The sequence below is a fragment of the Bradyrhizobium sp. Unk1 genome (assembly GCF_059512345.1).
Genome location: NZ_JCAMOP010000033.1, coordinates 38,886 through 64,819 on the forward strand (window position 1 = coordinate 38,886; position 25,934 = coordinate 64,819).

Here is a 25,934-nt window from a genome sequence, read left to right on the forward strand (position 1 = left end):
CCGAACGCTGCACAAGCGGAATATATTCGCTCGGCAGCATTCGCCGCGTATTCCGGTCTGGGCTCTGAAATCCCAGCGTCTGCCAAACTGGCACCTGTCTGTCAAAGTGATGTGACAGCCTTCTCGGCCGCGTCAACGGGGAGTTTGCCGGGCGTGCAAAGAAAGCCCCCAGCGCGAACGGGCGGGTCCTCTATATCATGCGGACCCGGGTGATTGCGTCACCGTCTCCGCCGATCAATATTACTGTGGCCCAGGAAGAACAAACCCGCCAGTATGCCAATAATGGCCGGTATGACAAGGCTGAGACAGTCCATGACGCACCTCCTCTCAGCAAAGGAATCGCCCGTCCAATAAAACTGACGGGCCTTCGGCGGGGTTCCGCGTCAGCGATAAAAACTCGCCAGCCGGAGCTGGCGTGGCGTTCGATCCGACCAGGATCGGTGATCGCGTACTGGTGCCCGCTGCTCGACGCCGGCGAGTACATCGCCACGCTACCGACGAAAGAGCGCTCCGCGCCGGAATGGCAAGCCGCGATGCAGCACTGATCCTGGTGGCGAAAGCGCCAGCCCGACGATGTTTGCCCGTATCGGAATCATGCGAGCATTGAACAGCCAAAAACCGAAATGAACAGAGGCGGCCTTACCGTTGGCGCCTGCGCTCAGCTCTAACATCGAAATAGGTGATTACCGCGAACGTGGCGCCAACAGCCAAAATGGCCACAACGCCGACAATTAGCAACAGGGGATCCATAGCCGGGTCAGTATTTCTGCAGCGTCCGGTATGGGCAACTCACGAATGATTAGCGCATGCAACAAGCTCCCGCTGTAATTGCCGTTGGAACGGCTCTTGCTCTTGCTAAGACGAGCTTTTGGCAGGGAACACGGCTCGCTTGGGTCTGCTACACAGCGTTTATGGCTCCTTCTTCCTCGCCGGATAGCTATCAGCAAGATACGAACTTGCAAAGAGAGTTGTATGACATCGTCGGCGAGGCGCATCCGCTGTCTAAAGCCGCACTTCGTTAAGGGCGGTCACCTTTTCTGACGGGCTGCGGCGCCAAGGCCGATGAAGGCCGAGCGCTGCTTCTCGACGGACCTTGCGGTGGCTCGAATGCGCAGGATATCCTTGCGGGCAACCAGGCCGACGAGATGCCCGGTCGCGCGTTCGACGATCGGCACGCGCCCGACGTCGGCCAGAACCATCCGATCCGCAAGATGCGACAGCGGTTCGCCGGGATAGCCGTGTGTGAGCGAGCGATCCGATGCGCAGTCGAACAAGGTGTCGCGACCGTCGGCGTTTTCCGCGCGCCAGCGCAAGACGTCCGCGCGGCCCACGAGACCCGAGACCTGACCTCCTGCATCGATCAGCGGGTAGGACTTGTGACGCCGCTCGTCCCCGGAGAAGAACGACATCGCTTCGCCGACCGTCATCGTTCCGGGCAGCGTATCGACGTCCGTCACCATCACTTCGTTGACGCGCTAAGGGATCGATACCGTATTCGCGCACCACATGCTGGCCGCGCCGCGCGATCTTCTCCGTGAGGATCGAGCGCTTGAGCAGCAGCTGCTGACGGCCAAGTCGCCAAGCGCCAAGCCAGTCGAGAGGAGCCCCAAATCTCCGATTCTAGCTAGACGCGGGTTTCGCTCGCCGCGTCCATCCGACGCGCCCCAGCAGCCGGTCTATCGCCGGCCAGAACAGCAGCACGATGGCCAGCGTTGTGATGCTGCTCGGATCGCTTCTGATTGCCACGAGCGCCTCCTATACGCTCACCGTGCAGTCTGGAACCTTCTTTCCGGTCGAGAGGTTCCCGCTGTTGCTTCAAGTTGTCGCGTTTCGGTCTTTGGCTGCACGAGGTTTGTCTTTCATGGAGGAACCTCTATGGTCTAAAAAGTGACGCACGCGTGTGCTACTGTATCAGCTTGTCTCCGTGCGTCTAGCGAGCCGGTTCGGCTCGCGCATTTGCCGCCACAGATTTGTTCTGTGAGAGCTCTAGTTCCGAGCGATCAGATGGACAGAATGTATCGTTCGCTAGCCAGGAGCGCGGTTTTGGCGATTGGCTGCCTTCTTTCGGCGTGCATGACTTCCGACCCGCCTGCTTCGACCGTTCGGACGGGGGCCCCCTGGGTTCGGGACCTCAATGAGCCGCCGCCGAAACGAGAGCCGGCTGCGGAATCGGCAGCACGACTGCGCTCCGATCTGAATGCAGTGCGCGAGACGGCAGGGCGCTAGCGAGCTTGAGTAAGCCGCCCAACAACACCTTCGCGGGCGCAGCGGTCTCAAGGACTCCATCAAGCGCTGGTCGTGTCGCCGCAGCGCACACTGGCCGCTTGAAATTGTATCGTGCTAAGCGAAGCTGACCTGAAGGGTCAGCCTTGGATACCTCACGAGACGCGCAAGCCTCAGATTGGCGCAAAGTGCGGCTTTCGCTTGCCATGGGTGCTCCCGTCCACCACTTTGAGAGCCAATTCCTCATCCCAGGAGGTGACCATGCCAAGCACGAGCAACAGGCAGTTGCGGGACGGCGAACGAAGCATTGTTTGCAATGCAAGCTTGGTGGGTCAGAGGCATTTTCTGGTTGGGATCACCCGCGTTCGCAATGAAGCACTCGTTCTCAAAGACACGCTGGACTACGTCGGCAAGCACGTCGATGCCATCGTGGCGTATGATGACGCAAGTACGGATCAGACGCTGGAGATACTTGGCGCACACTCGAAAGTCGCTCTGATCGTAGCAAATCAGGCGTGGGAGGCTGACATCGAGGCACGCCGAATTGCCGAGGGTCGGCATCGCGCACTCTTGATGCAGACAGCGCGCGAACAATTACCATTCGACTGGATGTTCTGCTTCGACGCGGATGAGCGCATTTCTGGAAATTTACGGGAGTTTATAGAAACAGCGCACCCCACCGAGTGCGAGGGCGTGCGGGTTCAACTGTTCGATGCCTATATGACCCCTGATGATCATGACCCCTATCAAGCCGATCGGGAGCTGTTGGGTTTCCGCCGTTTCTTCGGCCCGGAGAGGAGAGACATCCTGATGTTATGGCGAAATCGACCAGAGGTCTTCTTCGCGGAGCAACAGGGACGCGAGCCAGGAGGCGTAGATCGCGTGGAGACTGCTCTTTATTGCCAACACTATGGCAAGTCGTTGTCAGTCGACCATTGGGAAGAGACCTGTGAATACTACCTACGACACTTTCCGTTTGATCCCTACGGTCGAAAATGGCGCGAGCGCAAAGGTCGGGCAATCCACATTCAATCCGATTTCATGCGCCCCCTGTATGAGTGGGGTGAGGCGCTATTCACAAATGCAGTAAAGATCTAACTTGTACGACATGCGCATGATGTCGCCGCACTGGGGTCCGCGAGGGCGAACTGAGGGCGGACTGCCGCGCCCTCTGCGACGGCCGTGCCACCACGCAGCGGCAGGTAGATTAGGACGCAGTATCTTTCTTTCAGCACGGATGGACGCCGGCGAAAGCAGGCGCAGAACGGCGAGGTTCACGACGGAGGATACCTCTCAAGCGCTTCGTCCTGTCGTTGCAATATCATTCCTGCTGCGAGACTAACGCTTATCACGTAGATCCAGCCTGGCACAAAATCGAATAGATGCGAGTTGAACAACGAGCTTACGATGTTCTGGACTACAGCGATGAAGCCAAGCCATGAATAGAAACCTGTCCCGCGAAAGAGCAGCAGGTGAGCTATCCACATAGCGAAGAGAATTATGCATCCGACGGCGCCCAACTGCACCGCTATACTGAGGGTCTGATTATGAGGGTTGCTGATCGTCTCTGTGGCCAAACCAGTTTGGCCCTGCGCGGCTCGATCGAACAGCATCTGAACTGATCCTGTGCCATGTCCTAAGATGGGCGCTTCTAGAAAGAAGCCGAACGATTTGCGCCAATACTCCAGCCGTAACCCGGCAGACGTTTTTTCATTGCTCGTGCCGTACTTCGAGTATTCGAGCATGATGCTGCTTGTGCGAGTTTGCAGATTGCTTGATGAGACCCAAGCGGTTGCTGCCAAAAGAATGGAACAAGCGATAGCGGCGTATGAAAATGAGCGCGGTAGGTGCAGAACAACAAAAAGAAAGAGCATTATGGGGACGTAAACGAGTGCTGTTCGCGCGAGAACGACAAACGACAAATTGGCCAGGAAGCCAATCGCAAGCACGAAAAGGCAAAACGCAAAAACGTATTGGCGAGATTGGCATAACCGAAGAATTGGCCAGGCCAGGACGACGGCACACAAGGCGAAGGACTGGCTTTGATCGATGTAGTTCTTGACGGGAACGCCGGGTAGCGATGCCGGGTTGCGAATAAGATTCGGATCCAGTGCGGTGGCCCAGGACAGAGCCATTAGGACCGTGCAAGAGAGGAGAAAAGCGAACAACGTCCAGATTGCGTGCGGCGACTTTCGATAATGGTGGACCAAAAATGGGATCGCAAGGAGTTTGAGCGCGGGATTCACTCCGCGCAGGCGAGCCGGCCATGATACTCCGGTTGCCCAGACGGTTCCGATCAGAACCAACAAAAACAGCAAGATGGGGAAGATGCTCTTCGATCTCGTGATCGAATCGCGGAATGCCTCAAGACGCAACGTTCGGGATATGTTGAGGATCAAGAGGACGCTGAAGATCGAGACAAGAGTCGTGGACCATGGGAGTGACGCCGCCGTCAAAACAGCAAGGACGTCGCTCGTTAGGACTGGGTCGGATCGAAATGAAAGCAACCAGTCGCGCTTCCAATTTGACGGCTCTTCAACCGCTTGTGCGTTCTGTAGGGGGGGCATTCGGTCCGGGCACCCTGGGCTAGCGCGAAAGTGACGCCGCCTGACTATCATGAGGCAAGTGAGCTGCGAGCGGAAACTTAGATAATCTTGGCTTGCCTCAAAGCTGCAATCTCACGAGAGGTGAAGCCAAATTCCTCCAAGACCTCTTCGGTCTGCTCGCCGAATTCCGGCGGCCGCGCCACCATCTTGCTCGGCGTGCGCGACAGCGTCACGGGCTGGCCGACCAGTCGGATGTGGCGGTCCTCGTCGTTCGGCACGTCCTGCGCGATGCCGAGATGTTTGACCTGCGCGTCCTCGAACATCTGGTCGATGGCGTAGATCGGTCCGCAGGGCACGCCGGCCTCATTGAACTCGCGGACCCAGGTCTCGGTCGACTTCGTCACCGTGCGCTCCTCGATCTCGGCGTTGAGCGCGTCGCGGTTCTTTGAGCGGGCCGGGGCGGTCGCATAATCAGGATGGCTGTAGAGCTCCGGCGCGCCGATCGCCTGCGCGCAACGCTCCCAGATCCGTCCGCCCGTGGTGGCGATGTTGATGTAGCCGTCCGAGGTCTTGAACACGCCGGTCGGGATGCTGGTCGGGTGGTTGTTGCCGGCCTGCTTGGCGACCTCCTTCTCCATCAGCCAGCGCGCGGCCTGGAAGTCGAGCATGAAGATCTGGGCCTGGAGCAGCGAGGTCTGCACCCACTGGCCCTTGCCGGACACCTCGCGCTCGAGCAGCGCGGTGAGGATGCCCATGGCGCAGAACAGACCGGCCGTGAGGTCGGCGACAGGAATGCCGACCCGCATCGGCCCTTCGCCCGGCGCGCCGGTAATCGACATCAGTCCGCCCATGCCCTGCGCGATCTGATCGAAGCCCGGCCGCTTGTGATAGGGGCCGTCCTGTCCGAAGCCGGAGATGCTGCCATAGACGATGCGCGGATTGATCTCGCGCAGGCTCTCATAGTCGATGCCGAGCTTCTTCTTCACGTCGGGACGGAAATTCTCGACCACGACGTCGGCCTTGGCGGCGAGGCGCTTGAACACGGCGAGCCCGCGCTCGTCCTTCAGGTTCAGCGTCATCGCCCGCTTGTTACGGTGCAAATTCTGGAAGTCGGAACCCCGCCGCGGCCCGCCCGGCTGCTCGCCGCCGGCATCCTCGGTCAGCGCGTCGATCTTGACGACATTGGCGCCCCAGTCCGCGAGCTGCCGCACGCAGGTGGGGCCGGACCGGACACGGGTCAGATCGAGCACGGTGAAGCGCGACAGGGCTTCCGAGGCATGCGGGAAAGGCATCTTGAGCGGCTCCAGGACCGGTTAACGGGGGCTACCATAGTGTGGAAGCTTCCGACGGCAAGTCAGTCCTGGCGCCGATGCCGTCAATTAGGATTCGTCCTGGAGGCCGTGGTGTTCTCGGCAGTGGAACCGCTTCGCACGGCGCCGCCGCTCGGCTACGAGCCAGCCCTTATTGACCTGCTGCTTGCATGCCGAGTATCGCTTAGCAAGTTTTGCCAATGCGGAAGGATCCGAGGTCGTGATGCTGCTGGTGATCTTAGGGATGGTCCTTACCGTCTTGTTGGTGGCGACTATCCTCCTGCTTACAGTGAATGTGAAGGTAATAAAATACCGCGACGGAGGCGTGGATTAATGCTTTTGAGGCCTCCTCGTAGAAATCAAAAAGGAGATCCGATGGTCTATTTGCTTTTGGCGGTTTGGTCGGTCGCTCTTGCTGTCTATTCTTATCGCATCGGCTTCAGGAATGGGGAGTTTAGTGGGATGACCCAAATGGCTGAAGTCTGGCCTATTGACCTCAGCGGCAAAGCATCGTCGGACTCCATGCGGAGCAGTTAGCCGACTAGCTTGCCGAGTCGGTACCGGGTCGCTGGTTCATCGCCAAGCTGGCGCGTTGTAGTTGGGAGGCAACCAACCAGGAGAGCGGCAACCTTCTTGCACTCGATTGGTGCGGCAACAGGTTAGATCAGCACCGCCGATCTTCACCCGCCCTGAAGCCGTGGGCAGCACGATCGAACGGGTCTTCGATGCGGTCGCGCTTAAGCAGGTGTCTAGCCGTGCGAATCCCCACATCATGCATCGCCAGTGATCTCAAAGCTTGCAAACCAGGCTCCTGTTGAGACGGTGGCAAAGCCCTGCCATTCGGGTTAGAAGCGGAAAGAGCCTGGGGAGGTTCTATCGCACTTTGGGGCCGTAATCTAATGACGCCTTTATCGAGTCTCACGTATCGTAATTTTTTGATCGCGGTGCATGATGCTCTTGCTACCGTTGCGGCGGTGCTCGCCAGCTTCTATTTGCGGTTCGAAAGCGATCTGTTCATTGAACGGTTGCCGCTGCTTGTTCGCGTGCTGCCGTTCTTTGTCGCTTTGAGCGTCGTCGTTTGTTATGCGTTCAATTTGACCACGACGAAATGGCGTTTCTTCTCCTTGCCTGACGCCCTGAATCTTTTCCGCGCAGCATCGGTTCTAACTATCGCGCTTGTTGCCCTGGACTATATTTTCCTGGCCCCGAACGTCTACGGAACATATTTTCTGGGGAAGGTGACCATCATTCTTTACTGGTTCCTTCAAGTCTTCTTTCTCGGCGCCTCTCGTTTTGCATACCGCTATTTCCGCTATACGCGCACGCTGCATCATGCTCGTGAACTGAGTGCCACCCCCACACTCATGGTGGGCAGGGCCGCCGATTTGGAAGTTCTTCTGCGCGCGATTGAGAATGGCTCTGTAAAGGCGATTTGGCCGGCTGGTCTGCTGTCGCCGTCGCACGCTGATTGGGGGCAGCTGTTGCGCAATATTCCGGTGTTGGGTGGAGTGGACGACCTAGAGGACGTCGTTCGCGACTTGGCAAGTCGCAAGCGGCCAATTGCTCGGCTCGTGATGGGTCCGTCAGCATTTGAGGTTGACGCGCATCCGGAAAAGATCCTCAGTCAAGCAAGGAAGCTCGGCCTTGTCGTTAGCCGTTTGCCGTCGTTGGATGGAGATGAAGCTCCCAGGCTGAAGCCGATTGCCGTAGAAGATCTGTTGCTTCGACCGACCCAACCGATTGATCATGGGCGGATTGAGCAATTAGTAAAACAGAAGGCGATTGTCGTTACGGGAGGAGCGGGATCAATTGGCTCCGAGATATGTGAGCGCCTTCTTCGGCACGGAGCCAGCCGACTGCTCATAATCGATAATTCGGAGCCCGCACTATATGCTGTGATGGAGGAGCTTTCGACCCGCCATCCCGGAGCAATGGTTGAGGGAAGAATAGCCGACGTCCGCGATCGGAACCGCATTTTCCAGCTGATGCGTGGGTTTGGGCCGGAGATGGTTTTCCACGCTGCGGCACTCAAACATGTTCCAATCTTGGAGCGTGATTGGAGCGAGGGCGTCAAGACCAATGTGTTTGGGTCGATCAATGTTGCCGATGCAGCTGTGGCTTCCGGGGCCAAGGCTATGGTGCTCATATCGACCGACAAAGCGATTGAGCCCGTCTCGATGCTGGGTCTCACAAAGAGATTCGCTGAAATGTATTGTCAGGCTCTCGATCACGACCCTCAGAAGGGAGAACACCAAGCTACGCGGCTTATTTCGGTGCGCTTCGGGAACGTATTAGCATCCAAAGGATCGGTCGTTCCAAAGTTTAAGCTGCAGATCGAGGCGGGAGGGCCGGTGACGGTCACCCATCCGGATATGGTGCGCTATTTTATGACCATTCGAGAGGCGTGTGATCTCGTCATAACGGCGGCGTCTCATGCCGTTGCGTCCTGTCCCGACAATGCTTCTGTCTATGTGCTGAACATGGGACAGCCAGTCAGAATAGTCGAATTGGCCGAACGCATGATACGATTGTCAGGCCTCGAACCGGGGCGTGACATTGAGATATCGTTTAGCGGAATGAGGCCTGGTGAACGACTGAACGAAAAACTCTTTGCGCGCGAGGAGCCGCCCGTCGAGATCGGCATTCCAGGCGTTATGGCGGCAAAGCCAAATGAGCCGTCGATTTTGCAGATGAAACGTTGGTTGGATGCACTGGAACGTGCTACCGCAAAGATCGATCGGAGCACCATTCTCGCCATCTTGCATGAAGCGATCCCGGAATGCGGCTCCGATGCCGCCTAGTAAGTTTGGTTAGCCTCTGTGCATGCCGTACGAGGCGCTGTTCATCCCAAAATCGGCAGATAAAATGGTAGGAAGCCCATCCATGAGGTCTGCGAATGATTTGAGCGGCACTAATCACTTCAACAAGAAATCGAGGAAACAGATTGTCCCGTACGAAGACGGGGCGCAAATGCACGTCATCTGAGTATTTCGGATCGCCTGCGCCGAAGAATGGAGAAGAGCCGTCGCTCGCCACTACCTGCCCCGCGTTTCTTGGAGCTCTTGGCCGGGCAGGTCTGGCCTGGCTACGCCAGATTGCCTGTTCGCTCAACGTCCGATCATGGATTTCCTTTGTGGGCTTAGGCGCCATTATGATGTCGACGGCGTTCCTCACGCCTGACATGCCCTTCCCAAGGTGGCTCGCGCTGCTGCCGGTGCCATGATCTCTGGCTGAAGACTAAGAGATCGATCTCGGTGTTCAGAACACCAATCGAGGCAAAGTTTCTCAGCTTCAACATCAGGGCGCGTTTCTGCCAAGCTGCCGCGATCTGATCCGGCAGGCTTTACATGCGGACGGTAACTATTTTCCGTCGCCGGTCCGTGGCAACTTTGCAACTATCCGAGACGAAAACGTCGACCGCATTTTTTCGACTCGGATTCGAGGGCGGTGATTGTTACGAGTGCGGCGCGTCATTTTTTTGCCGCTCTAAGTACACATTGCTATGGCTTGGCGTGCACGAACTTCGCTGCTGGCGGGCTTTGTTCGACCGGGAAAAACTGTTGTCGCAAACATGCGATCTGCGGGCAGGGGCAAAAATGAATGGATCAGCGTCCCCAATCTTGGTGCGACGACGCGCGGAGCAAAAAAACGCCGTAGAGCTACTGAGAACTTAGACGAGGAACAATGGCGGAACTGTCAATTAACAAGCAGGGCATTTCGCAATATGGCTTGCGCTCGCTGGACGCTCCGCTGCTTGCTGCTAGCCCAATGACTCTTGACCGGACTTTAGAGCACTACCGTCCAGACATCGACGTTCTCAGATCTATAGCTGTTCTCGGAGTTGTATTCTTCCACGCCGGTTTTCATACAGCGCTCGGTGGATACGTCGGCGTCGATGTATTTTTTGTGATCAGCGGATATTTGATCACAAGAAAAATCCAAGAGGAGATTGCACTAGGGGTCTTCTCCTTCCGAGATTTCTACATAAACCGGGCGAGAAGGCTATTCCCCGCTCTGTTTGTGACAGTCCTGGTCACGTTCTTTGTTTCCTCAGTGTTGCTCGCCGCAGACCACTTCAAGCAGTTTGCTCAATCAGCCGTGTGGACTGCTCTATCTGCTTCAAACATCTTCTTTTGGATTGATTCGGGGTATTGGGCACCGGACAACTACCTTAGACCGCTCTTGCACACATGGTCATTGTCGGTCGAAGAGCAATTTTACCTCTTTTGGCCCCTTGCCCTCTACTTTCTTTCGAAGTTTTCGAACAAATTTGTCCCGACAACACTGACTTTGACTGGTGCTCTGAGCTTTATCGCTGCGGTCGCATACTTCAAGATTGACCAAGATGCCGTGTTTTTCCTGACACCGTTTCGTGTCTTCGAGTTCGTAGTTGGGGCGCTCCTGGTCTGGCTGGAGCGCACACCAAAACGTCAAATATTGAGCAATGCGCTTTCATCCATCGCCCTCTGTCTGGTGATCTCGAGCATAATCACGTTCCGACCGCACACGCCAACCGCACTCGTAGTTATTCCCTGTATAGGCGCAGCATTTATGATCTATGGGGGAGTGGTTCCTTCCCTTGAGAAAATTTGGAACAATCCAGTCGCCGTGTACATAGGCCGGATTTCTTACTCTATCTACCTGGTCCACTGGCCCATCATAGTTTTTTACCAGTATTGGCGTTTCAATGAGATACAGCAATCTGAAAAGATAGGACTGGTCATTGCATCCGTTCTGGCAGCTGTCCCCCTTCATCACTTCGTTGAGCAGAAATTCCGGCGTGGGCTTGCTGGTACGCGTCTGCGCTTTGCGTTGGCGTGGGGTTCTTTATCTGCGCTTCTTGTCGTGGCAGGCGCGTTCGCATCGACAATGATCAGACCGGAAATTCCACCGCTTTCGGATCCATGGATCATGGAGCGAGTAGCGCGGCCTGCTTGCGAAGGAGGCTTCGGACTTTGCGTCACTAGTCGCCCGGATATCGTCCTTGTCGGCGACAGCCACGCCACTCATTATGCCCCGGCAATTGCAGAGACCTTGAAACAGACGCACCTGCGTGGAAGCCAGTATCCAATGGTGCCCGGTTGTCCGTTTGTAGTAGGCATCAGTCCCGCCGATGCTTCGGCTAAAAGCGATGATTGCATCGGGGGAAAATACGACTGGCTCTCACGTGTGGCGCACGACAACCCTCGCGTCGTGATACTCGCCGGCCTCTGGGAAGTCGGAATGGGGAGAGGTTTTGGTAGGCGATATAAACTTGATGGAGAACCGCGCGAACTGACCCAAGAGGAGGCGCAGCTCCTGTGGTCCACGAAAATGAAGGAGACGGTCGATCTCCTTTTGACGAATGGTCGCAAAGTCATCTTGATGGGCAATGGACCCTTGGTCGCCAATCCGCCCTCGGCGTGTTTTGATCGCCCCACCTTCCTAGGCCGCTTTGATTGTTCCAAGATGAACGTCATCGTTGATCCTGACACTCATGCATTCACAAGAAAAGTTCTTAGGCAGATCGAGACCAGCCATCCATCGCAAGTGTTTTTCTTTGATGCATGGCCGTACCTTTGCAATGGCAATTTTTGCCCGCTAAGCGATGGCGCGCAAACCTTTTACAAAGATCAACATCATCTGACTCCTTACGGGGCTTTGTGGCTACAGCATTACGCCTTTCAGGACCTCTCGCGTTTTCTTCTAGGGGGCGTTCAAGAACCTGTTCTGCCGCATGTCGAGTACCAAAAAGGTAAAGCCGGTGAAGAGATTCCCCTCAGTGTTGATGCCAGACATTAATTAGTCGTCCAATTGACCGGAAACATAAAAGGCCGGCGCTGTTATGCGCCGGGGCTCCATTGTGTTTCCGACTAGCTTAAGACCCGGCGTTAGCGTATCACATCCTAAGGGCAATCACAGGTTGATACTTGTCGAATATGAGGTGCCTTTCGCGGTTCACCCAAGCCATGCTGAGGCTTGAATTCGGGCAAGCTTGGCCGTAACCAGCGGAAGGCGATTGGGCGCAAGGCAGATAGACCGATAAAGACATCCTGATCGCGTTGTTCGCCGCCGCGCCGCCGCAGTGAGTTGATTGGGATGCAGAGTTTCGTTGTGGGCGCCACCGGGATCGTCGGAGGCTACATCGTCGAGCATCTGGCCAGGTCCGGTGAAACCCCGCTGGCGTTATCCCGGGCGCAACACCGCAGTTGCGGAGTAGTGTGGCTCCAGGGGGATCTCGCCACGCCCGAAACATTGAAGCTGCCTTCGTTCGAGACCTTGTATTGCACTGCGGAGGTTGGTCTGCTCGCGGATGCGCTGCCGCACATCTATACGACGACCCTGAAGCGCGTCGTCGCCTTCACCTCAACCAGCATCGTCACCAAGATAGATTCCGAAGTCGCGTCGGAGCGCGAGCTGATGCAGCGGCTTGCGGAGGGGGAGAGGCGGCTGATTGCTACATGCAAGCGCTACAATGTCGGTTGGACCATCCTGCGTCCGACCCTCGTCTATGCAGAGGGTCGCGACGGCAACGTCTCGCGGCTAGCGCGGTTCATTCGACGGTTCGGAGTGCTACCTTTGATGGGCAGCGGCGCCGGGTTGCGGCAGCCCGTGCATGCGGAGGACCTTGCGATCGGCGCCATTGCCGCGGCAACAAGCGACACGGCAATCGGCAAAACCTATGCGCTGCCGGGCGGGGAGACGATTAGCTATCGTGAGATGGTCGGTCGGATTTTCGACGCGCTTGGCAAGCCGCGCCGGATCATATCCGCGCCGCCATTTGTCTGGCGGCTGGCATTTGCCCTAGCAAAGCCTTTGCTTCCCAATGCGAATGCCGCGATGGGCGCCCGGATGGCGAAGGACATGGTGTTCGATCCTGCGCCGGCGGTCCGCGATCTTGGCTGGAATCCGCGGGGGTTTCATCCGCGAATTGAAAAATAAAATGGATAGTCTAAGAGACGATCGAGTCTATTTCGAGTGTCGCCGCAGTGACCGCTGCGAGAGGCTCAATCAGGAATCATCCCAGTTGCCATTAGCAAGCCCTAAAGTCGTCATTCTGCTCGCGACCAGAAACGGCGCCGCATTTATTCAGGAGCAAATCGACTCCTATAAGGCGCAAACCTATCGCAACTGGGATTTGCTGGTGTCCGACGATGGCTCCACGGATGATACGATTCAGATCATCGAGGAGTTTGCCAAGCAGGTTCCCCAGCGGGTGGTGGTGCGGCGAGGGCCGCAGATGGGTTTCTGGCAGAATTTCGCGTCGCTGGTCCGATCTGACGATATCGACGGCGACCTGTTCGCCTACAGCGACCAAGACGACGTCTGGTTTCCGGAGAAACTTGCTAAGGCGGTGAGCTGGTTCGAAGCGCGTCCGAGCGATCGTCCGGCTCTGTATTTTACGCGAACCGAGTTGATCGAAGAGGACGGTACCCCGATTGGCTTCTCACCTCTTTTCTTACGCGAGCCAACTTTTCAGAATGCCCTGGTGCAGAACATCGGCGGCGGCAACACGATGGTGTTCGATCGCGCGGCGCGGCTGGCGCTTCGGGCCACGCCGGCAGACGTTGCACTGGTGTCGCACGATTGGTGGACCTATCAAATCGTGACGGGAATAGGTGGCACCGCACACTACGATCCCTGGCCCAGCCTCCGATACAGGCAGCATGGGCTAAATCTAGTTGGCGCGAACAAAGGTTTTCGAGCCCGACTCGTTCGGTTATCAGCATTCGCGTCCGGTCGCATGGTGATGTGGAACGACGTCAATCTCAATGTGCTGGGCAGCATGCGAAACCTGCTGACGCCGCACAATGCACTCGTCCTCGACCGCTACGCCAGGATCCGTCAGGCCGCATGGCCGATGCGGCTGTGGCTGGTCTGGAAGTCCGGTGTCTACCGGCAAAGCTTGGTCGACAATCTTGGCCTTTTCGTCGGGGCGTTACTTGGTCGGTTGTAGCGGTAGTTATGCTACTTTTACGCGGTCTTTTTGCGTCTCCGCGTACATTTCGACGATCTCCTCAAGGGAATCTCCGGCTTTGATAATTCCCCGCCATCCAGAGAGCCTTGTTGCAGAACTGGCGGCAGGTCTCGGCCCTGTGGGAAGTGCGCACTAGGATGCTCGCTTTCGCGACGAAATATCTATGCGATGCCTCGCCTTGGCGATGAAGCTGTCGTCGCCCGCCATGATCCACTCTTTCCGCTCAACAGGGATTCGGAGTCATGCGGAAGGGGCGGCTTGAAAGGCTCCGGGACAGATTGCGGGCCTACCATAGAGCCGGAACATCATGCGGCAAGTCTGAGCTGACCCGGATGCCGTGTCAAAATGCAATGCCTGACGGTTGGCCTGACGGGCTTGCTGCGATGCGCGCAGGATCAGCGCGACAGGCGCTTCAGCTCGGCACGCGCCTGCTGGGCCATAGGATCATCGCCGTGGCGCGCGATGAAGAGCTCGAACGCCTCCCGCGTGCCCTGCCGACGGGCGAATTCGTATTCCTCGGCGACCGCCGCCGAAGGGTCGCGGGCGGGCGGAACCGAGCGCGAGCGCCCCGCCTTGCCGTTGTCGTCCGCGTTGGCTTTCTCGACCATGACAGGCAGTTCTCCGAAGGGTGGATGATCCGGCCCGGCCAGCGCCACCAGGGCGCCGAACAGACCTGCCGAGAGTGGACGTCGTTTCATGATTTCCCCTTGCAAATCACGCGGGCGGCCGGAACTGGCGTTCTTGCCTTGCCTTCCCGTAGGTTAGGGGATTTGATGGCTAACCTGCCTTATGAAAGAGGTCCGGATGTGGTCGCCAATTTAAACCAAACGTATAACCTTCAAGCTAGAATAGGCCGCCCGCGCCCCGAATCAAACGGGGCTTGCTGCTTCGGAGGTTCCCTTGGCCACCGCTGTCACCGTCAGTAGGACCAACAACGCAGACATCGACGGCATGCTGTCGGGCTCCAAATGGTCCGGCGCGATTACCTACAGTTTTCCCGACTCGCCGAGCGACTACGCCAATCCCTACTCCGGCGGAAGCAGTGAGCCGACCAAGTCGGGTTTTGCCTCGGCGCCGAGCCAGATGCAGGCAGCGATCAATTACGCGATCGGACTGATCCTCGACTACACCAACGCCAGCATCCAGTACGCAGGGACCAACGGCGCCGACATCATGGTCGCGCAATCGCCGGCGGCCAATCCAACCTCCTACGCCTATTACCCCGGCAACTACGCTTCCGGCGGCGATGTGTGGTTCGGGACTGCGTACAACTATTCGCTGGCCGCGCTCGGCAATTACTATTTCACGACCGCGCTGCACGAGCTCGGCCATGCCCTCGGCCTCAAGCACAGCCAGGAGACGGGCGGCGTCGCCAACGTCGCGGTGCCAAGCGCGCATGACGACAGCGAATACACCGTCATGAGCTATCGCAGCTATGTCGGCGGGCCCCTGACCGGCTACACCAACGAGGCCTACGGATATCCGCAAACTTATATGGCGAACGATATCCTCGCGCTGCAGACGCTGTACGGCGCGAACTTCTCGACCCATAGCGAAAACACGGTCTACTCCTGGAGTCCGACGACCGGTCAGGAATTCATCAACGGCGCGGCCCAGCTCGCGCCGGGCGGCGGTGCGGGCGGTTCGGCCAACCGCGTTTACGAGACAATCTGGGACGGCGGCGGTGTCGATACCTACGACCTGTCGAACTACACGACCAACCTCACGATCAATCTCAATCCCGGTGCGTCATCGGTGTTCTCGACTACGCAATTGGCCTATCTCGGAAACGGCCATTACGCGTCCGGCAACGTCTACAGCGCATATCTGTACAACAGCGATTCGCGCTCCTACATCGAAAATGCCATCGGCGGTATCGGCAATGATGCGCTGATCGGCAACACGATTGCGAACGTGCTGAACGGCGGCGGTGGTAACGACACGATCACTGGTGGCGGCGGCAACGACACGATTATCGGCGGATCGGGTACGGATACCGCGGTCTATTCGGGCAACGAGGTCAATTACGCTGTCTCGTACAACGCAAGCTCTCAGACTTTCACGCTCATCGACCAGCGCTCCGGTTCGCCTGATGGCACCGACACCGTCATCGGCGTTGAGAATTTCCACTTTGCGGACGGCACGATCACCAACTCGGCACTCCTAGGCTTGCTCACGCCCGTTGTGATTGAGGCGATCGGCGCGACCACTCTGATGCAGTTCGGCAGCAACTATTACCTCTATGGGAACGGTACGTCATCGGGACCCTCGCTCAAGGTCTCTGGGGCCAATGTTGTGGCGGGTCAGTTCGGCGCCTGGTTGCCGGTCGGTGCGGAGCAGACGGCGAGCGGGTATGAGGTCGCCTGGAAGGTCACGGGGGCCGACATGTATTCGGTCTGGACCACCGACAGCAGCGGCAACTACATCTCGTCGACGGCGGCTTTGTCAGGAAATGACTATGCATTGCAATCGGCGGAGGCCAGTTTTTACCAGGATCTGAACGGCGACGGGCATATCGGCCTGACCACCACGGTCATCGAGACGAATGGATCAACCCATCTGACCGAGGGCGGCAACCACTTCTTCCTTTACGACAGCGCCGGGTTGGGCCCGTCGCTAAAAACCTCTGGAGCCGATGTTGTGGCGGGGCAGTTCGGCAACTGGTTGCCGATCAGCGCGGAGCAGACGGCGGGCGGATATGAGGTCGCGTGGAAGGTCACGGGGTCCGACATGTATTCGGTCTGGACCACCGACCGTAGCGGCAACTTCATGTCATCAACGGCGGGTTTGCCGGGAGCCGACTATGCATTGCAAACGGCGGAGTCCAGTTTTTCCCAGGATCTGAACGGCGATGGACATATCGGTCTGACCACCACGGTCATCGAAGCGAATGGATCAACCCATCTGACCGAGGGCGGCAACCACTTCTTCCTTTACGACAGCGCCGGGGTGGGCCCGTCGCTAAAAACTTCTGGGGCCGATTTTGTGGCGGGTCAGTTCGGCAACTGGTTGCCGATCAGCGCGGAGCAGACGGCGGGCGGGTATGAGGTCGCCTGGAAGGTCACGGGGTCCGACATGTATTCGATGTGGACCACCGACCGCAGCGGCAACTTCATGTCATCGACGGCGGGTTTGCCGGGAAATGACTACGCATTGCAAACGGCGGAGTCCAGTTTTTCCCAGGACCTGAACGGCGATGGACATATCGGTCTGACCACTACGGTCATCGAAGCGAATGGATCAACCCATCTGACCGAGGGCGGCAACCACTTCTTCCTTTACGACAGCGCCGGGTTGGGCCCGTCGCTAAAAACTTCTGGGGCCGATTTTGTGGCGGGTCAGTTCGGCGCTTGGTTGCCGGTCAGTGCGGAGCAGACGGCGGGCGGGTATGAGGTCGCCTGGAAGGTCGCGGGGGCCGACATGTATTCGGTCTGGACCACCGACCGCAGCGGCAACTACATCTCGTCGACGGCGGCTTTGTCGGGAAATGACTATGCATTGCAATCGGCGGAGGCCAGTTTTTACCAGGATCTGAACGGCGACGGGCATATCGGCCTGACCACCACGGTCATCGCGAGTTCGAACGCGAACGAGGCTACGTCCAACAATGTTTACCTCGGCGACGAGAACAGCAACTTGATGATCGGCACTACTGGCCGCGATACATTTGCGTTCGACCCGAATTTCGGCCAAGACACCATCGTCAATTTCCAACCCGGAGCGGATACTATTCAATTCCGCCACACGATTTTCGCCGACGTCGCCTCCATTGCTTCTCACATGGTAGATGATGGGCACGGAAACTCAATCATAACTACCGATTGCAATGATATCGTGATACTTCAAAACATCACGACGGCTACACTGCAGCAATACTTAAGCGACTTTCACGTTCTTTGATTCATGCTTGAAAAGGTCTTCGCACTCGTTATGGCGCCGCCATCCACAAGACGGCGAAGGCGAGAACCCAGTTGGAACGGCGCATGAGGTCGCGACATGACGCCGGTCCGGGATTCGAAGATCAGGATTGATGGTCTAAGAGACGCCGTGTCTATTTCCAGCGTCACGGCAGTGACGGCTGCGAGAGGCTCAATCAGGAATCATCCCAGTTGCCATTAGCAAGCCCTAAAGTCGTCATTCTGCTCGCGACCAGAAACGCGCAGCATTTATTCAGGAGCAAATCGACTCCTATAAGGCGCAAACCTATCGCAACTGGGAATTGCTGGTGTCCGACGACGGCTGCACGGATGATACGATTGAGATCATCGAGGAGTTTGCCAAGCAGATTCCACAGCGGGTGGTGGTGCGGCGAGGGCCGCAGATGGGTTTCTGGCAAAACTTTGTGTCGTTAGTCCGATCTGACGATATCGACGGTGACCTGTTCGCCTACAGCGACCAGGACGACGTATGGTTTCCGGAGAAGCTGGCGAAAGCCGTGCGTGGTTCGAAGCGCGTCCGTCAGATCAGCCAGCTGTGTATTTTACGCGAACCGAGTTGATCGAAGAGGGCGGCGCGCCGATTGGCTTCTCGCCGCTGTTCGTGCGCGCGCCGACCTTTCAAAATGCCCTGGTGCAGAACATCGGCGGCGGCAACACGATGGTGTTCAATCGCGCGGCGCGGCTGGAGCTTCAGGCGACGCCGGGCGACGTTGCTCTGGTATCGCACGATTGGTGGACCTATCAGGTCGTGACGGGGATCGGCGGCACCGCGCATTACGATCCTAGGCCCAGCCTCCGATACAGTTGGCGCGAATAAAGGTCTGCGGGCGCGGCTTGTTCGACTATCGGCATTTGCGTCCGGCCGGATGGTGATGTGGAACGACGTCAACCTCAACGTGCTGGGCAGGATGCGAAAGCTGCTAACGCCGCACAACGCACTCGCTCTCCACCGTTACGCCAGGATCCGTCAGGCCGCATGGCCGATCCGGCTGTGGCTGGTCTGGAAGTCCGGTGTCTACCGGCAGAGCTTCATCGCTTCATCGACAATCTCGGGCTGTTCGTCGGGGCGTTACTTGGCCGGCTGTAGCGGCAATTCACGCCACTTCGACCTCGCTGTTCAGATCCTCGAAGGCGCGAATTCGCCTGCGAAGGAACCTGTCGACAGCATTCCGCTTTCGGGGGGCTTGCGTTCGTCATGGCGCGCTGGCCCGCCTCTGGGCCGCTCAAGCAGGACTGATCACGCTCAGCCTATATTTGTCGCCGAATGTGTTGTGACAATTCCTCTTGCCTTCGGGTTTCGGACGCTCCGAAGGAGTGGTAACTCCAGATAATTGAAGCTCAGCACGCCCCAGATGTTCGCTGCAATTATGCACAAACCTGCGAATAAAATCTGGGCGACTAAGCCGTGATGTTGGGTTGAGAAAAGGCGGGTCAAAAGTGCAAGTAACAGAAAGTGGCTGAGGTAAGTGGAGTACGAAGCATCACCCAGTTTGATCGCCCACCGAGGGGGCGCCCCCCAGCCAGTGCTTTCAAGCGAAATCGCTCCATATACCACCAACATGTAGGGTGAGCCGATGAGCAACATCCGCAACCATTGCTGATCGGGATCAAGTAATCCGCACAAGGTTTGTCCAACGACGGCAAGGGCTGCGCCGGTCACGAGTATTGCCAATCCATGACGTCGTACATTCGCTAACGCGATGAATCCGCCAGCAATGAATTCAATCGTGTAGACGTGCGTCACGATCTGCAACACAGGATTCGTGGACGTCGCAAATAGCTGAGAGACGACGATCAGCATGGCCCAGCCTGCGAGAAGCCGCACCATAGAGAGCCCCAGCGCGAGCGCGAGCGCCACCACTGCGTAGAAATAGACCTCATGGACCAGCGACCATCCCACCGGTAAAAGTGGGGTCGTCACAGGCAGTAGAAAAACCGAATTGAGAAAGGCGGGAGCGGGATCGGGCCAGCCTTTGGCCAAATAAAACGCCGCCATCAGCGCCAAATAAACCCAATAAATCGGGTAGATCCTAACAACTCTCGAAAACAGAAATTGCTGCCAATTCTCACGCTGCGCGACAGTCGTAATCACGAACCCGCTGATAACGAAGAAGCAATGCACGCCCCCGATGCCCAGATTTGCAATGGCGGACTCGATTGCTCGGTACGACGGGTCGATCCTCGCGTTGAGCCCCACGAAATGGAATACGACCACCAAGGTGGCGGCTAAAGCGCGCAGCACTTGGATGGATTGGAATTTTTGCATGGTGCCGCAGCCTAGTAGCGCAACTTGACTGCGTAAAGACTTTCACCCGGGCACCAGCGTGGCATCGCTAATATCGCGCTTTTGCTCAAAAGTTTTAGAAAGGCCGTTTCACCCGTTATCCCATATCTTGTGAGCCAGCAACCGAAAGATGTCCGCCATCCATGTATAGTCACACCTCCATTGCTAGTGATCAGATCTCGGGCTTTTCGTGGGGGCATTGTACGGCCGCCTGTAACGTACGCTCACGCCGGTTCGACGCGGCCTCTTTGCGTCTCCGCGTACATTTCGAGGATCTCCTCGACGGAACCTGTCGCTTTGATGCTGCCCTGATCCATCCAAAGCGCCTTGTTGCAGAACTGGCGGCAGGTCTCGGCGCTGTGGGAAGCGAGCACCAGGATGCTCGCCTTCGCGACGAAATTGTCGATGCGATGCCTGGCCTTGGTGATGAAGCTATCGTCGCCGGCCATGATCCACTCGTCCATCAACAGGATTTCGGGGGCAAAGCTGGTCGCCACCGCAAAGGTCAATCGTGTCATCATACCGGAGGAATAGGTGCGCACCGGGATGTCCAGATATTCGCCAAGCTCCGTGAAGTCGGAAATATCCTGCATTTTGCTGGCGATATCATCGGGCGTCATGCCGAGGATCAGGCCGCGCATGCGGATATTCTCGTAGCCGCTGATGTCCTGGTCGATGCCAAGACCGATGTCGAGCATCGGAGAGATCATCCCGCGAGAGCGAACCGTGCCGACAGCCGGCTCATAGATGCCGGCCATCACGCGCAGCAAGGTGGTCTTGCCGGCGCCGTTTGATCCGATCAGCGCGACCCTATCGCCGGCGGTGATATGCGTCGAGACGTTTCGCAGTGCTTCGACGACGACGCGGTGGTTCGCGTCGGTTGCCAGATGGCCACCGGAACTACGGAATAGCAGGCTCTTCTTCAAGGACCGCGATCCGCCATGATAGATGGGAAACGACACGCTGACATTTTCCAGCGTCAGCTCTGACAGCATTTTGTCGTTATTCATCGTCTTCAGATCCAGTAGGCGATACGCGATCGAAAGCGTGTGAAGACCAGTCCGGCAAGCCCGAGATTGACCGCCGTGATCAACAGCACTGCAAGGTAGTTCTTGAGGTCGGGCACATTTCCCAGCAACGGCGTCCGCGCGATCTCAATCAGATGGAAAAACGGATTGATGTCGGCGATGTAGGCGCGGCGCTGGAGCAATTCCGGCTTCCACATGATCGGCGTAACAAAAAATATTAGCTGCACGACGGAGGCGATGAGCGGCGGGATGTCGCGGAATCGGACGGACAGGATGCCAATATAGACCGTCGCCAGCATGCCGTTCAACACCAGGAGGATTAGTCCGGGAATTGCCAGTAGGGCCGTGGCGCCGGGCCAGATCCCAAAATAGATCAGTACCCCAAAATAGATCACGAAGTTATGGGCGAAGATGATGATCTTGCTCCAGCTCGACCGATACACATAGATCGAATAGGGCAGCCGGACCTGCTTGATATAGGACTCGGCCGCCGTGAAGATCATGCCGCCTTCGCTGAGGAAGGTCGCGAGAAGATTCCAGACCAGTAGACCGGTGCAGAGAAAGGGCAGGAAATCGCGAATCGGGGTATTGAACAGTTCAGCGTAGAGAAATCCCAGCGCCACCACCATGATTGCCATGCTGGCGGTCAGCCAGAACGGTCCCAGCAGGGAGCGGCGATAGCGCTGAAGGATGTCGTTCCATCCCATCCGGCCCCACAGACGCCAGGCGGCTAAACCGTCCAGAAGGTCGGCAATAGCCATTTCGGCGGACTTTTGTCCGGCGCCCCAAGTAACGGTCGCCGGCGGGCGTCTTTCGCCGGTTCGTGTTTCGACAGTCGCTAACATCGATCGATTTCAACTTTGTGGTGGCTGCAGGCGAATCTCGGATCTCGATCCGAAAAAGCACAATGTTTTCAGTACCATGACGCCATCAAGGTACACGATTCCGTCAGTGCATAATGCAAGTTCCAGACAATGCCTTAGGCCATACAACGTCAGTCGCGTCTAGCGCGCAGATGCTTGAATAATTATAGATTGCGGCCGGTTTGGGAGCGAGCATCCACGTGACCAGTAGGTGCCCAACGAGGCATGCAGCCAGAGGAACCTGGCGCGAAGTAGAATTCTGTTGATCATGTTCTTCCAATTGGGGCATGCAGACGCAAGGATAGACCAACATCCGAAAGTGGATATGAAAATTGAACGGCTCGAGATTCCGGGCATTCTGCTGGTGACCGCAGCGAGGCATGGCGACCCCCGGGGATTTTTCTCGGAGACATTTCGTGCGGACGCGCTTCTTGCGAGTGGCGTCGAAGCGGCGTTCGTGCAGGACAATCACGTTTTATCGACGCAGAAAGGCGTGCTGCGCGGATTGCATTACCAGCTTCCGCCCCACGCGCAGGGTAAGTTGGTGCGGTGCTCGCGCGGAGCAATTCTCGATGTCGGCGTTGACATCAGGGCAGGCTCGCCGACCTTCGGCCGGCACGTTGCCGTCGAACTGTCGGCGGCGAACTGGTGTCAATTGTGGGTGCCGCCTGGCTTTGCTCATGGCTACGTCACCCTGACCGACGATTGCGAGGTCATCTACAAGGTGACCGATTACTACGCGCCGGACTGCGATCGTGGTATCGCATGGGATGATCCTGACCTGGCCATCGATTGGCGGATTTCGCCAGGTGACGTGGTCTTATCGGACAAGGACCGGAAGCAGCCGCGTTTGAAAGATGTCCCTCCGGGCTTTCAATTCGGCGGTTGAGGAGGTGGCGCAATGCGGGTGATCGTGACTGGAGGAGCCGGTTTTATCGGATCGGCGGTATGTCGTCATTTCATCGCCGATCTCGGCCATGACGTCGTCGTGGTCGATAAATTGACGTATGCCGGCAACATGGCATCGCTGGCGCTGGTTGCGTCCAGTCCGCATTTTGCGTTCGAAAAGCACGATATCTGCGACGGCGCCGCGATGGCTGCGATCTTCGAGAAATACCAGCCGGACGCGATAGTCCATCTCGCCGCTGAGAGCCACGTCGATCGTTCGATTTCCGGCTCCGACCTGTTCTTAAAAACCAATGTGGTTGGTACCTTCACGCTGCTCGAGACGGCTCGCCGCTACATCGCGTCGGCCAAGAAAAATGCGGATGATTTCCGTTTCGTGCACGTCTCGACGGACGAGGTTTACGGGTCGCTCGGAGAGGACGGGCTGTTCACAGAAACCACGGCCTACGATCCCAGTTCTCCCTATTCGGCCACCAAAGCTGCTTCCGACCATCTGGCGAAGGCCTGGCACCGAACCTATGACGTGCCTGTCATCGTCTCCAATTGTTCCAACAATTACGGGCCCTATCATTTTCCCGAAAAGCTGATTCCGCTGGTTATCCTCAACGCACTGGATCGCAAGTCGCTTCCGGTCTATGGCGACGGCTCCAACGTCCGGGATTGGCTGTTTGTCGACGACCACGCCCGGGCGCTTGGCATCATTCTCGCAACAGGAAGACCCGGCGAAACCTACAATATCGGCGGACGCAATGAGCGGACCAACATCGAAGTGGTTCGGCAGATCTGTTCGTGGATGGATCGCCTGCGCCCGAACGACGCCTCGCATCACGAGCTGATTTCGTTCGTTGCCGATCGCCCGGGGCACGATCAGCGTTACGCGATTGATGCCAGCAAGCTCGAAACCGATCTGGGATGGCGAGCGCGGGAAACGTTCGAAACCGGCATCGAAAAAACAGTGCAGTGGTATCTCGCGCGCGAAGATTGGTGGCAACCGTTGCGGAACAAGATCTATGGCGGCGAACGTCTCGGTCTGGTGGGGGCGTGAATCCACAGATGCGGATCTATGTGATTGGCGGCGAGGGCCAGGTCGCGCGGTCGCTCCGGGAGGCTGCGGCCGCCGACAAGGAGATTGAGTTCGGCTTTGGCCGACGACCGGACGTCGATCTGCTGAACGCAGTCTCGATCGAGCGAGCCATTGCCGCATTCCGTCCCGACGTGGTGGTCAATCCCGCGGCCTACACGGCGGTGGATAAGGCTGAGTCGGAACCCGATCTCGCATTTGCGCTCAATCGCGATGGCGCAGGCCTTGTAGCGGCGGCGGCCGCGGATCAAGGCATTCCGGTCATCCATCTGTCGACCGACTACGTCTTTGACGGGATGAAGACCGGCGCCTATGTCGAGAGCGATCCGGTCAACCCGCAAAGCGTCTATGGCCGCTCCAAGTTGGCGGGCGAGCTGGCTGTCGCCGCGGCGAACCCAAGGCACGTTATCTTGCGTACGTCATGGGTCTACGCGCCGTTTGGAAGTAATTTCTTGCGCACGATTCTTCGCCTTGCATCGGAACGCGACCGGCTGCGGGTAGTGAACGATCAGTTAGGTTGTCCCACATATGCGCCGGATATCGCCGACGCGATCCGCGTCATCGCCAAGCGGGTGGCGGGCGGCTGGCAGCCGCATCATGCGGGCGTCACGCATCTTGCTGGACCCGACGCGATGACTTGGTACACCTTCGCAAAACAGATCATCGATGCCGCCGCCCACCGGGGAGGCCGGTCCGTATCGCTTGACCCGATCTCGACCTCCGATTATCCGACAGCTGCGGTCCGGCCAGCAAACTCGCAGCTTTCGAGCGCGAAACTGGCGGTGGTGTTCGATGTTGGGCTGCCTCCGCTAGAGCAGTCCCTTACGGATTGCCTTGATCGTCTTCTTGGGATTTGAACGGGAGATCTGCTTTGAAGGGCATTATCCTCGCTGGCGGAAGCGGTACGCGCCTCTATCCTATGACGCTCGTGACGTCCAAGCAGTTGCTGCCCGTCTACGACAAGCCGATGATCTACTACCCGCTGACCACGCTGATGCTAGCCGGTATCCGCGACATCCTGATCATTTCGACGCCGCAGGACTTGCCGTTGTTCGAGGCGTTGTTGGGAGACGGCAATCAGTGGGGGCTGTCGCTGTCTTACGCGGTGCAGCCCAAACCTGAAGGTCTGGCGCAGGCGTTCGTGATCAGCGCCGATTTCATTGGCGGCGACGCCTCGGCGCTCATTCTCGGCGACAACATCTTCTTTGGCCATGGCCTGCCGAATTTGCTCGCCAGCGCCACGTCGCGGACCACCGGCGCAACGGTGTTTGCCTATCACGTCGCCGATCCGGAACGCTACGGCGTGGTCGCGTTCGACAGGAAGGGCAATGCGACCTCGATCGAGGAAAAGCCACTACAGCCGAAGTCGAACTTCGCCGTTACCGGACTCTATTTCTATGATAACCGAGTTGTCGATATTGCGGCCAACATCAAGCCGTCAGCACGCGGCGAACTCGAAATCACCGATGTGAACCGGGCCTATCTTGAGCGCGGAGAGCTCGCGGTTGAGCTGATGGGACGCGGCTTCGCCTGGCTGGACACCGGTACGCCGGACAGCCTGTTGGAAGCCGCCAACTTTGTCGCCACGCTCGAGCGGCGACAGGGATTTCGGATCGCCTGTCCCGAAGAGGTGGCTTTCGGCCAAGGATACATCGATCGCGATCAGTTGGCACGCCTGGGCGCGGCGCTGGGAAAGAGCGCCTATGCGCGCTACATCAGCGACCTCGCTGAAGCCCTGTGAGCCCCGTCTTTCCGATCATCGCCGCAGGTCTTCTAGTGCTTCGGTGATCCAGCAACA

General features: G+C 57.7%; 20 protein-coding genes. 13 read left to right on the forward strand and 7 right to left on the reverse strand.

The window, feature by feature from the left end:
• The first annotated feature begins 197 nt into the window (after positions 1–197).
• Complete coding sequence (locus tag AC5ZFO_RS33705; protein WP_496123069.1) at positions 198–545, forward strand: hypothetical protein; 348 nt, start codon at positions 198–200, stop codon at positions 543–545.
• 483 nt (positions 546–1,028) lie between these two features.
• Here the strand turns inward: AC5ZFO_RS33705 and AC5ZFO_RS33710 are convergent, their stop codons facing one another.
• Positions 1,029–1,457 (reverse strand): CBS domain-containing protein, encoded by a 429-nt coding sequence (locus AC5ZFO_RS33710; RefSeq protein ID WP_496123070.1) that lies wholly within the window; start codon positions 1,455–1,457, stop codon positions 1,029–1,031.
• A gap of 1,027 nt (positions 1,458–2,484) precedes the next feature.
• Between AC5ZFO_RS33710 and AC5ZFO_RS33715 the strand changes: the two genes are divergently transcribed.
• Entirely contained in the window at positions 2,485–3,321 is an 837-nt protein-coding gene (locus AC5ZFO_RS33715) for a glycosyltransferase family protein (RefSeq protein WP_496123071.1), read from the forward strand.
• 176 nt (positions 3,322–3,497) lie between these two features.
• On the opposite strand, the gene AC5ZFO_RS33720 is transcribed toward AC5ZFO_RS33715, so the two are convergent.
• Together AC5ZFO_RS33720 and AC5ZFO_RS33725 are read right to left on the reverse strand one after the other, a co-directional pair.
• On the reverse strand, positions 3,498–4,541 hold the full coding sequence (locus tag AC5ZFO_RS33720; RefSeq protein ID WP_496123072.1) for an O-antigen ligase family protein: 1,044 nt from the start codon (positions 4,539–4,541) through the stop codon (positions 3,498–3,500).
• A gap of 326 nt (positions 4,542–4,867) precedes the next feature.
• Entirely contained in the window at positions 4,868–6,061 is a 1,194-nt protein-coding gene (locus AC5ZFO_RS33725; protein ID WP_496123073.1) for a CaiB/BaiF CoA transferase family protein, read from the reverse strand.
• A gap of 917 nt (positions 6,062–6,978) precedes the next feature.
• Between AC5ZFO_RS33725 and AC5ZFO_RS33730 the strand changes: the two genes are divergently transcribed.
• The 4 genes from AC5ZFO_RS33730 to AC5ZFO_RS33745 all read left to right on the forward strand — a co-directional run bounded on the left by AC5ZFO_RS33730 (position 6,979) and on the right by AC5ZFO_RS33745 (position 14,015).
• Positions 6,979–8,880: a polysaccharide biosynthesis protein gene (locus tag AC5ZFO_RS33730; protein WP_496123074.1), complete on the forward strand. Its 1,902-nt coding sequence runs from the start codon at positions 6,979–6,981 to the stop codon at positions 8,878–8,880.
• A gap of 883 nt (positions 8,881–9,763) precedes the next feature.
• Complete coding sequence (locus tag AC5ZFO_RS33735; protein WP_496123075.1) at positions 9,764–11,860, forward strand: acyltransferase family protein; 2,097 nt, start codon at positions 9,764–9,766, stop codon at positions 11,858–11,860.
• Between the two features lie 297 nt (positions 11,861–12,157).
• Complete coding sequence (locus tag AC5ZFO_RS33740) at positions 12,158–13,000, forward strand: NAD-dependent epimerase/dehydratase family protein (protein ID WP_496123076.1); 843 nt, start codon at positions 12,158–12,160, stop codon at positions 12,998–13,000.
• Positions 12,957–14,015 (forward strand): glycosyltransferase family 2 protein, encoded by a 1,059-nt coding sequence (locus AC5ZFO_RS33745; RefSeq protein WP_496123077.1) that lies wholly within the window; start codon positions 12,957–12,959, stop codon positions 14,013–14,015. Before AC5ZFO_RS33740 ends, AC5ZFO_RS33745 begins: the two co-directional genes overlap by 44 nt.
• 416 nt (positions 14,016–14,431) lie before the next feature.
• Here AC5ZFO_RS33745 and AC5ZFO_RS33750 read toward each other — a convergent pair whose 3' ends face one another.
• Positions 14,432–14,734 (reverse strand): hypothetical protein, encoded by a 303-nt coding sequence (locus tag AC5ZFO_RS33750; protein WP_496123078.1) that lies wholly within the window; start codon positions 14,732–14,734, stop codon positions 14,432–14,434.
• 202 nt (positions 14,735–14,936) lie between these two features.
• Between AC5ZFO_RS33750 and AC5ZFO_RS33755 the strand changes: the two genes are divergently transcribed.
• From AC5ZFO_RS33755 to AC5ZFO_RS33765, 3 genes are all read left to right on the forward strand, one after another.
• On the forward strand, positions 14,937–17,936 hold the full coding sequence (locus tag AC5ZFO_RS33755; protein WP_496123079.1) for a M10 family metallopeptidase C-terminal domain-containing protein: 3,000 nt from the start codon (positions 14,937–14,939) through the stop codon (positions 17,934–17,936).
• A 280-nt stretch (positions 17,937–18,216) separates the two neighbouring features.
• Positions 18,217–18,534, forward strand: a complete 318-nt coding sequence (locus tag AC5ZFO_RS33760; RefSeq protein ID WP_496123117.1) for a glycosyltransferase — start codon at positions 18,217–18,219, stop codon at positions 18,532–18,534.
• Complete coding sequence (locus AC5ZFO_RS33765; RefSeq protein WP_496123080.1) at positions 18,531–18,791, forward strand: glycosyltransferase family protein; 261 nt, start codon at positions 18,531–18,533, stop codon at positions 18,789–18,791. The genes AC5ZFO_RS33760 and AC5ZFO_RS33765 overlap by 4 nt, the downstream gene beginning before the upstream one ends.
• Positions 18,792–19,217: 426 nt before the next feature.
• Here AC5ZFO_RS33765 and AC5ZFO_RS33770 read toward each other — a convergent pair whose 3' ends face one another.
• The 3 genes from AC5ZFO_RS33770 to AC5ZFO_RS33780 all read right to left on the reverse strand — a co-directional run bounded on the left by AC5ZFO_RS33770 (position 19,218) and on the right by AC5ZFO_RS33780 (position 22,047).
• Positions 19,218–20,240 carry an acyltransferase family protein gene (locus AC5ZFO_RS33770; protein ID WP_496123081.1) on the reverse strand — a complete coding sequence of 341 codons (1,023 nt, stop codon included), beginning with the start codon at positions 20,238–20,240 and terminating at the stop codon, positions 19,218–19,220.
• A 242-nt stretch (positions 20,241–20,482) separates the two neighbouring features.
• Complete coding sequence (locus tag AC5ZFO_RS33775) at positions 20,483–21,268, reverse strand: ABC transporter ATP-binding protein (RefSeq protein ID WP_496123082.1); 786 nt, start codon at positions 21,266–21,268, stop codon at positions 20,483–20,485.
• Between the two features lie 5 nt (positions 21,269–21,273).
• Positions 21,274–22,047: an ABC transporter permease gene (locus tag AC5ZFO_RS33780; RefSeq protein ID WP_496123083.1), complete on the reverse strand. Its 774-nt coding sequence runs from the start codon at positions 22,045–22,047 to the stop codon at positions 21,274–21,276.
• A gap of 427 nt (positions 22,048–22,474) precedes the next feature.
• Here AC5ZFO_RS33780 and rfbC point away from each other — a divergent pair, with 427 nt between their 5' ends.
• Genes rfbC through rfbA form a run of 4 tightly spaced genes read left to right on the forward strand, consistent with a single transcriptional unit; the run spans position 22,475 to position 25,877 of the window.
• Complete coding sequence (gene rfbC / locus AC5ZFO_RS33785) at positions 22,475–23,038, forward strand: dTDP-4-dehydrorhamnose 3,5-epimerase (RefSeq protein WP_496123118.1); 564 nt, start codon at positions 22,475–22,477, stop codon at positions 23,036–23,038.
• A gap of 12 nt (positions 23,039–23,050) precedes the next feature.
• Entirely contained in the window at positions 23,051–24,100 is a 1,050-nt protein-coding gene (gene rfbB, locus AC5ZFO_RS33790; RefSeq protein ID WP_496123084.1) for a dTDP-glucose 4,6-dehydratase, read from the forward strand.
• Positions 24,101–24,108: 8 nt separating this feature from the next.
• Entirely contained in the window at positions 24,109–24,993 is an 885-nt protein-coding gene (gene rfbD / locus AC5ZFO_RS33795; RefSeq protein WP_496123085.1) for a dTDP-4-dehydrorhamnose reductase, read from the forward strand.
• A gap of 14 nt (positions 24,994–25,007) precedes the next feature.
• Entirely contained in the window at positions 25,008–25,877 is an 870-nt protein-coding gene (gene rfbA / locus AC5ZFO_RS33800) for a glucose-1-phosphate thymidylyltransferase RfbA (RefSeq protein ID WP_496123086.1), read from the forward strand.
• Positions 25,878–25,934 lie beyond the last annotated feature (57 nt).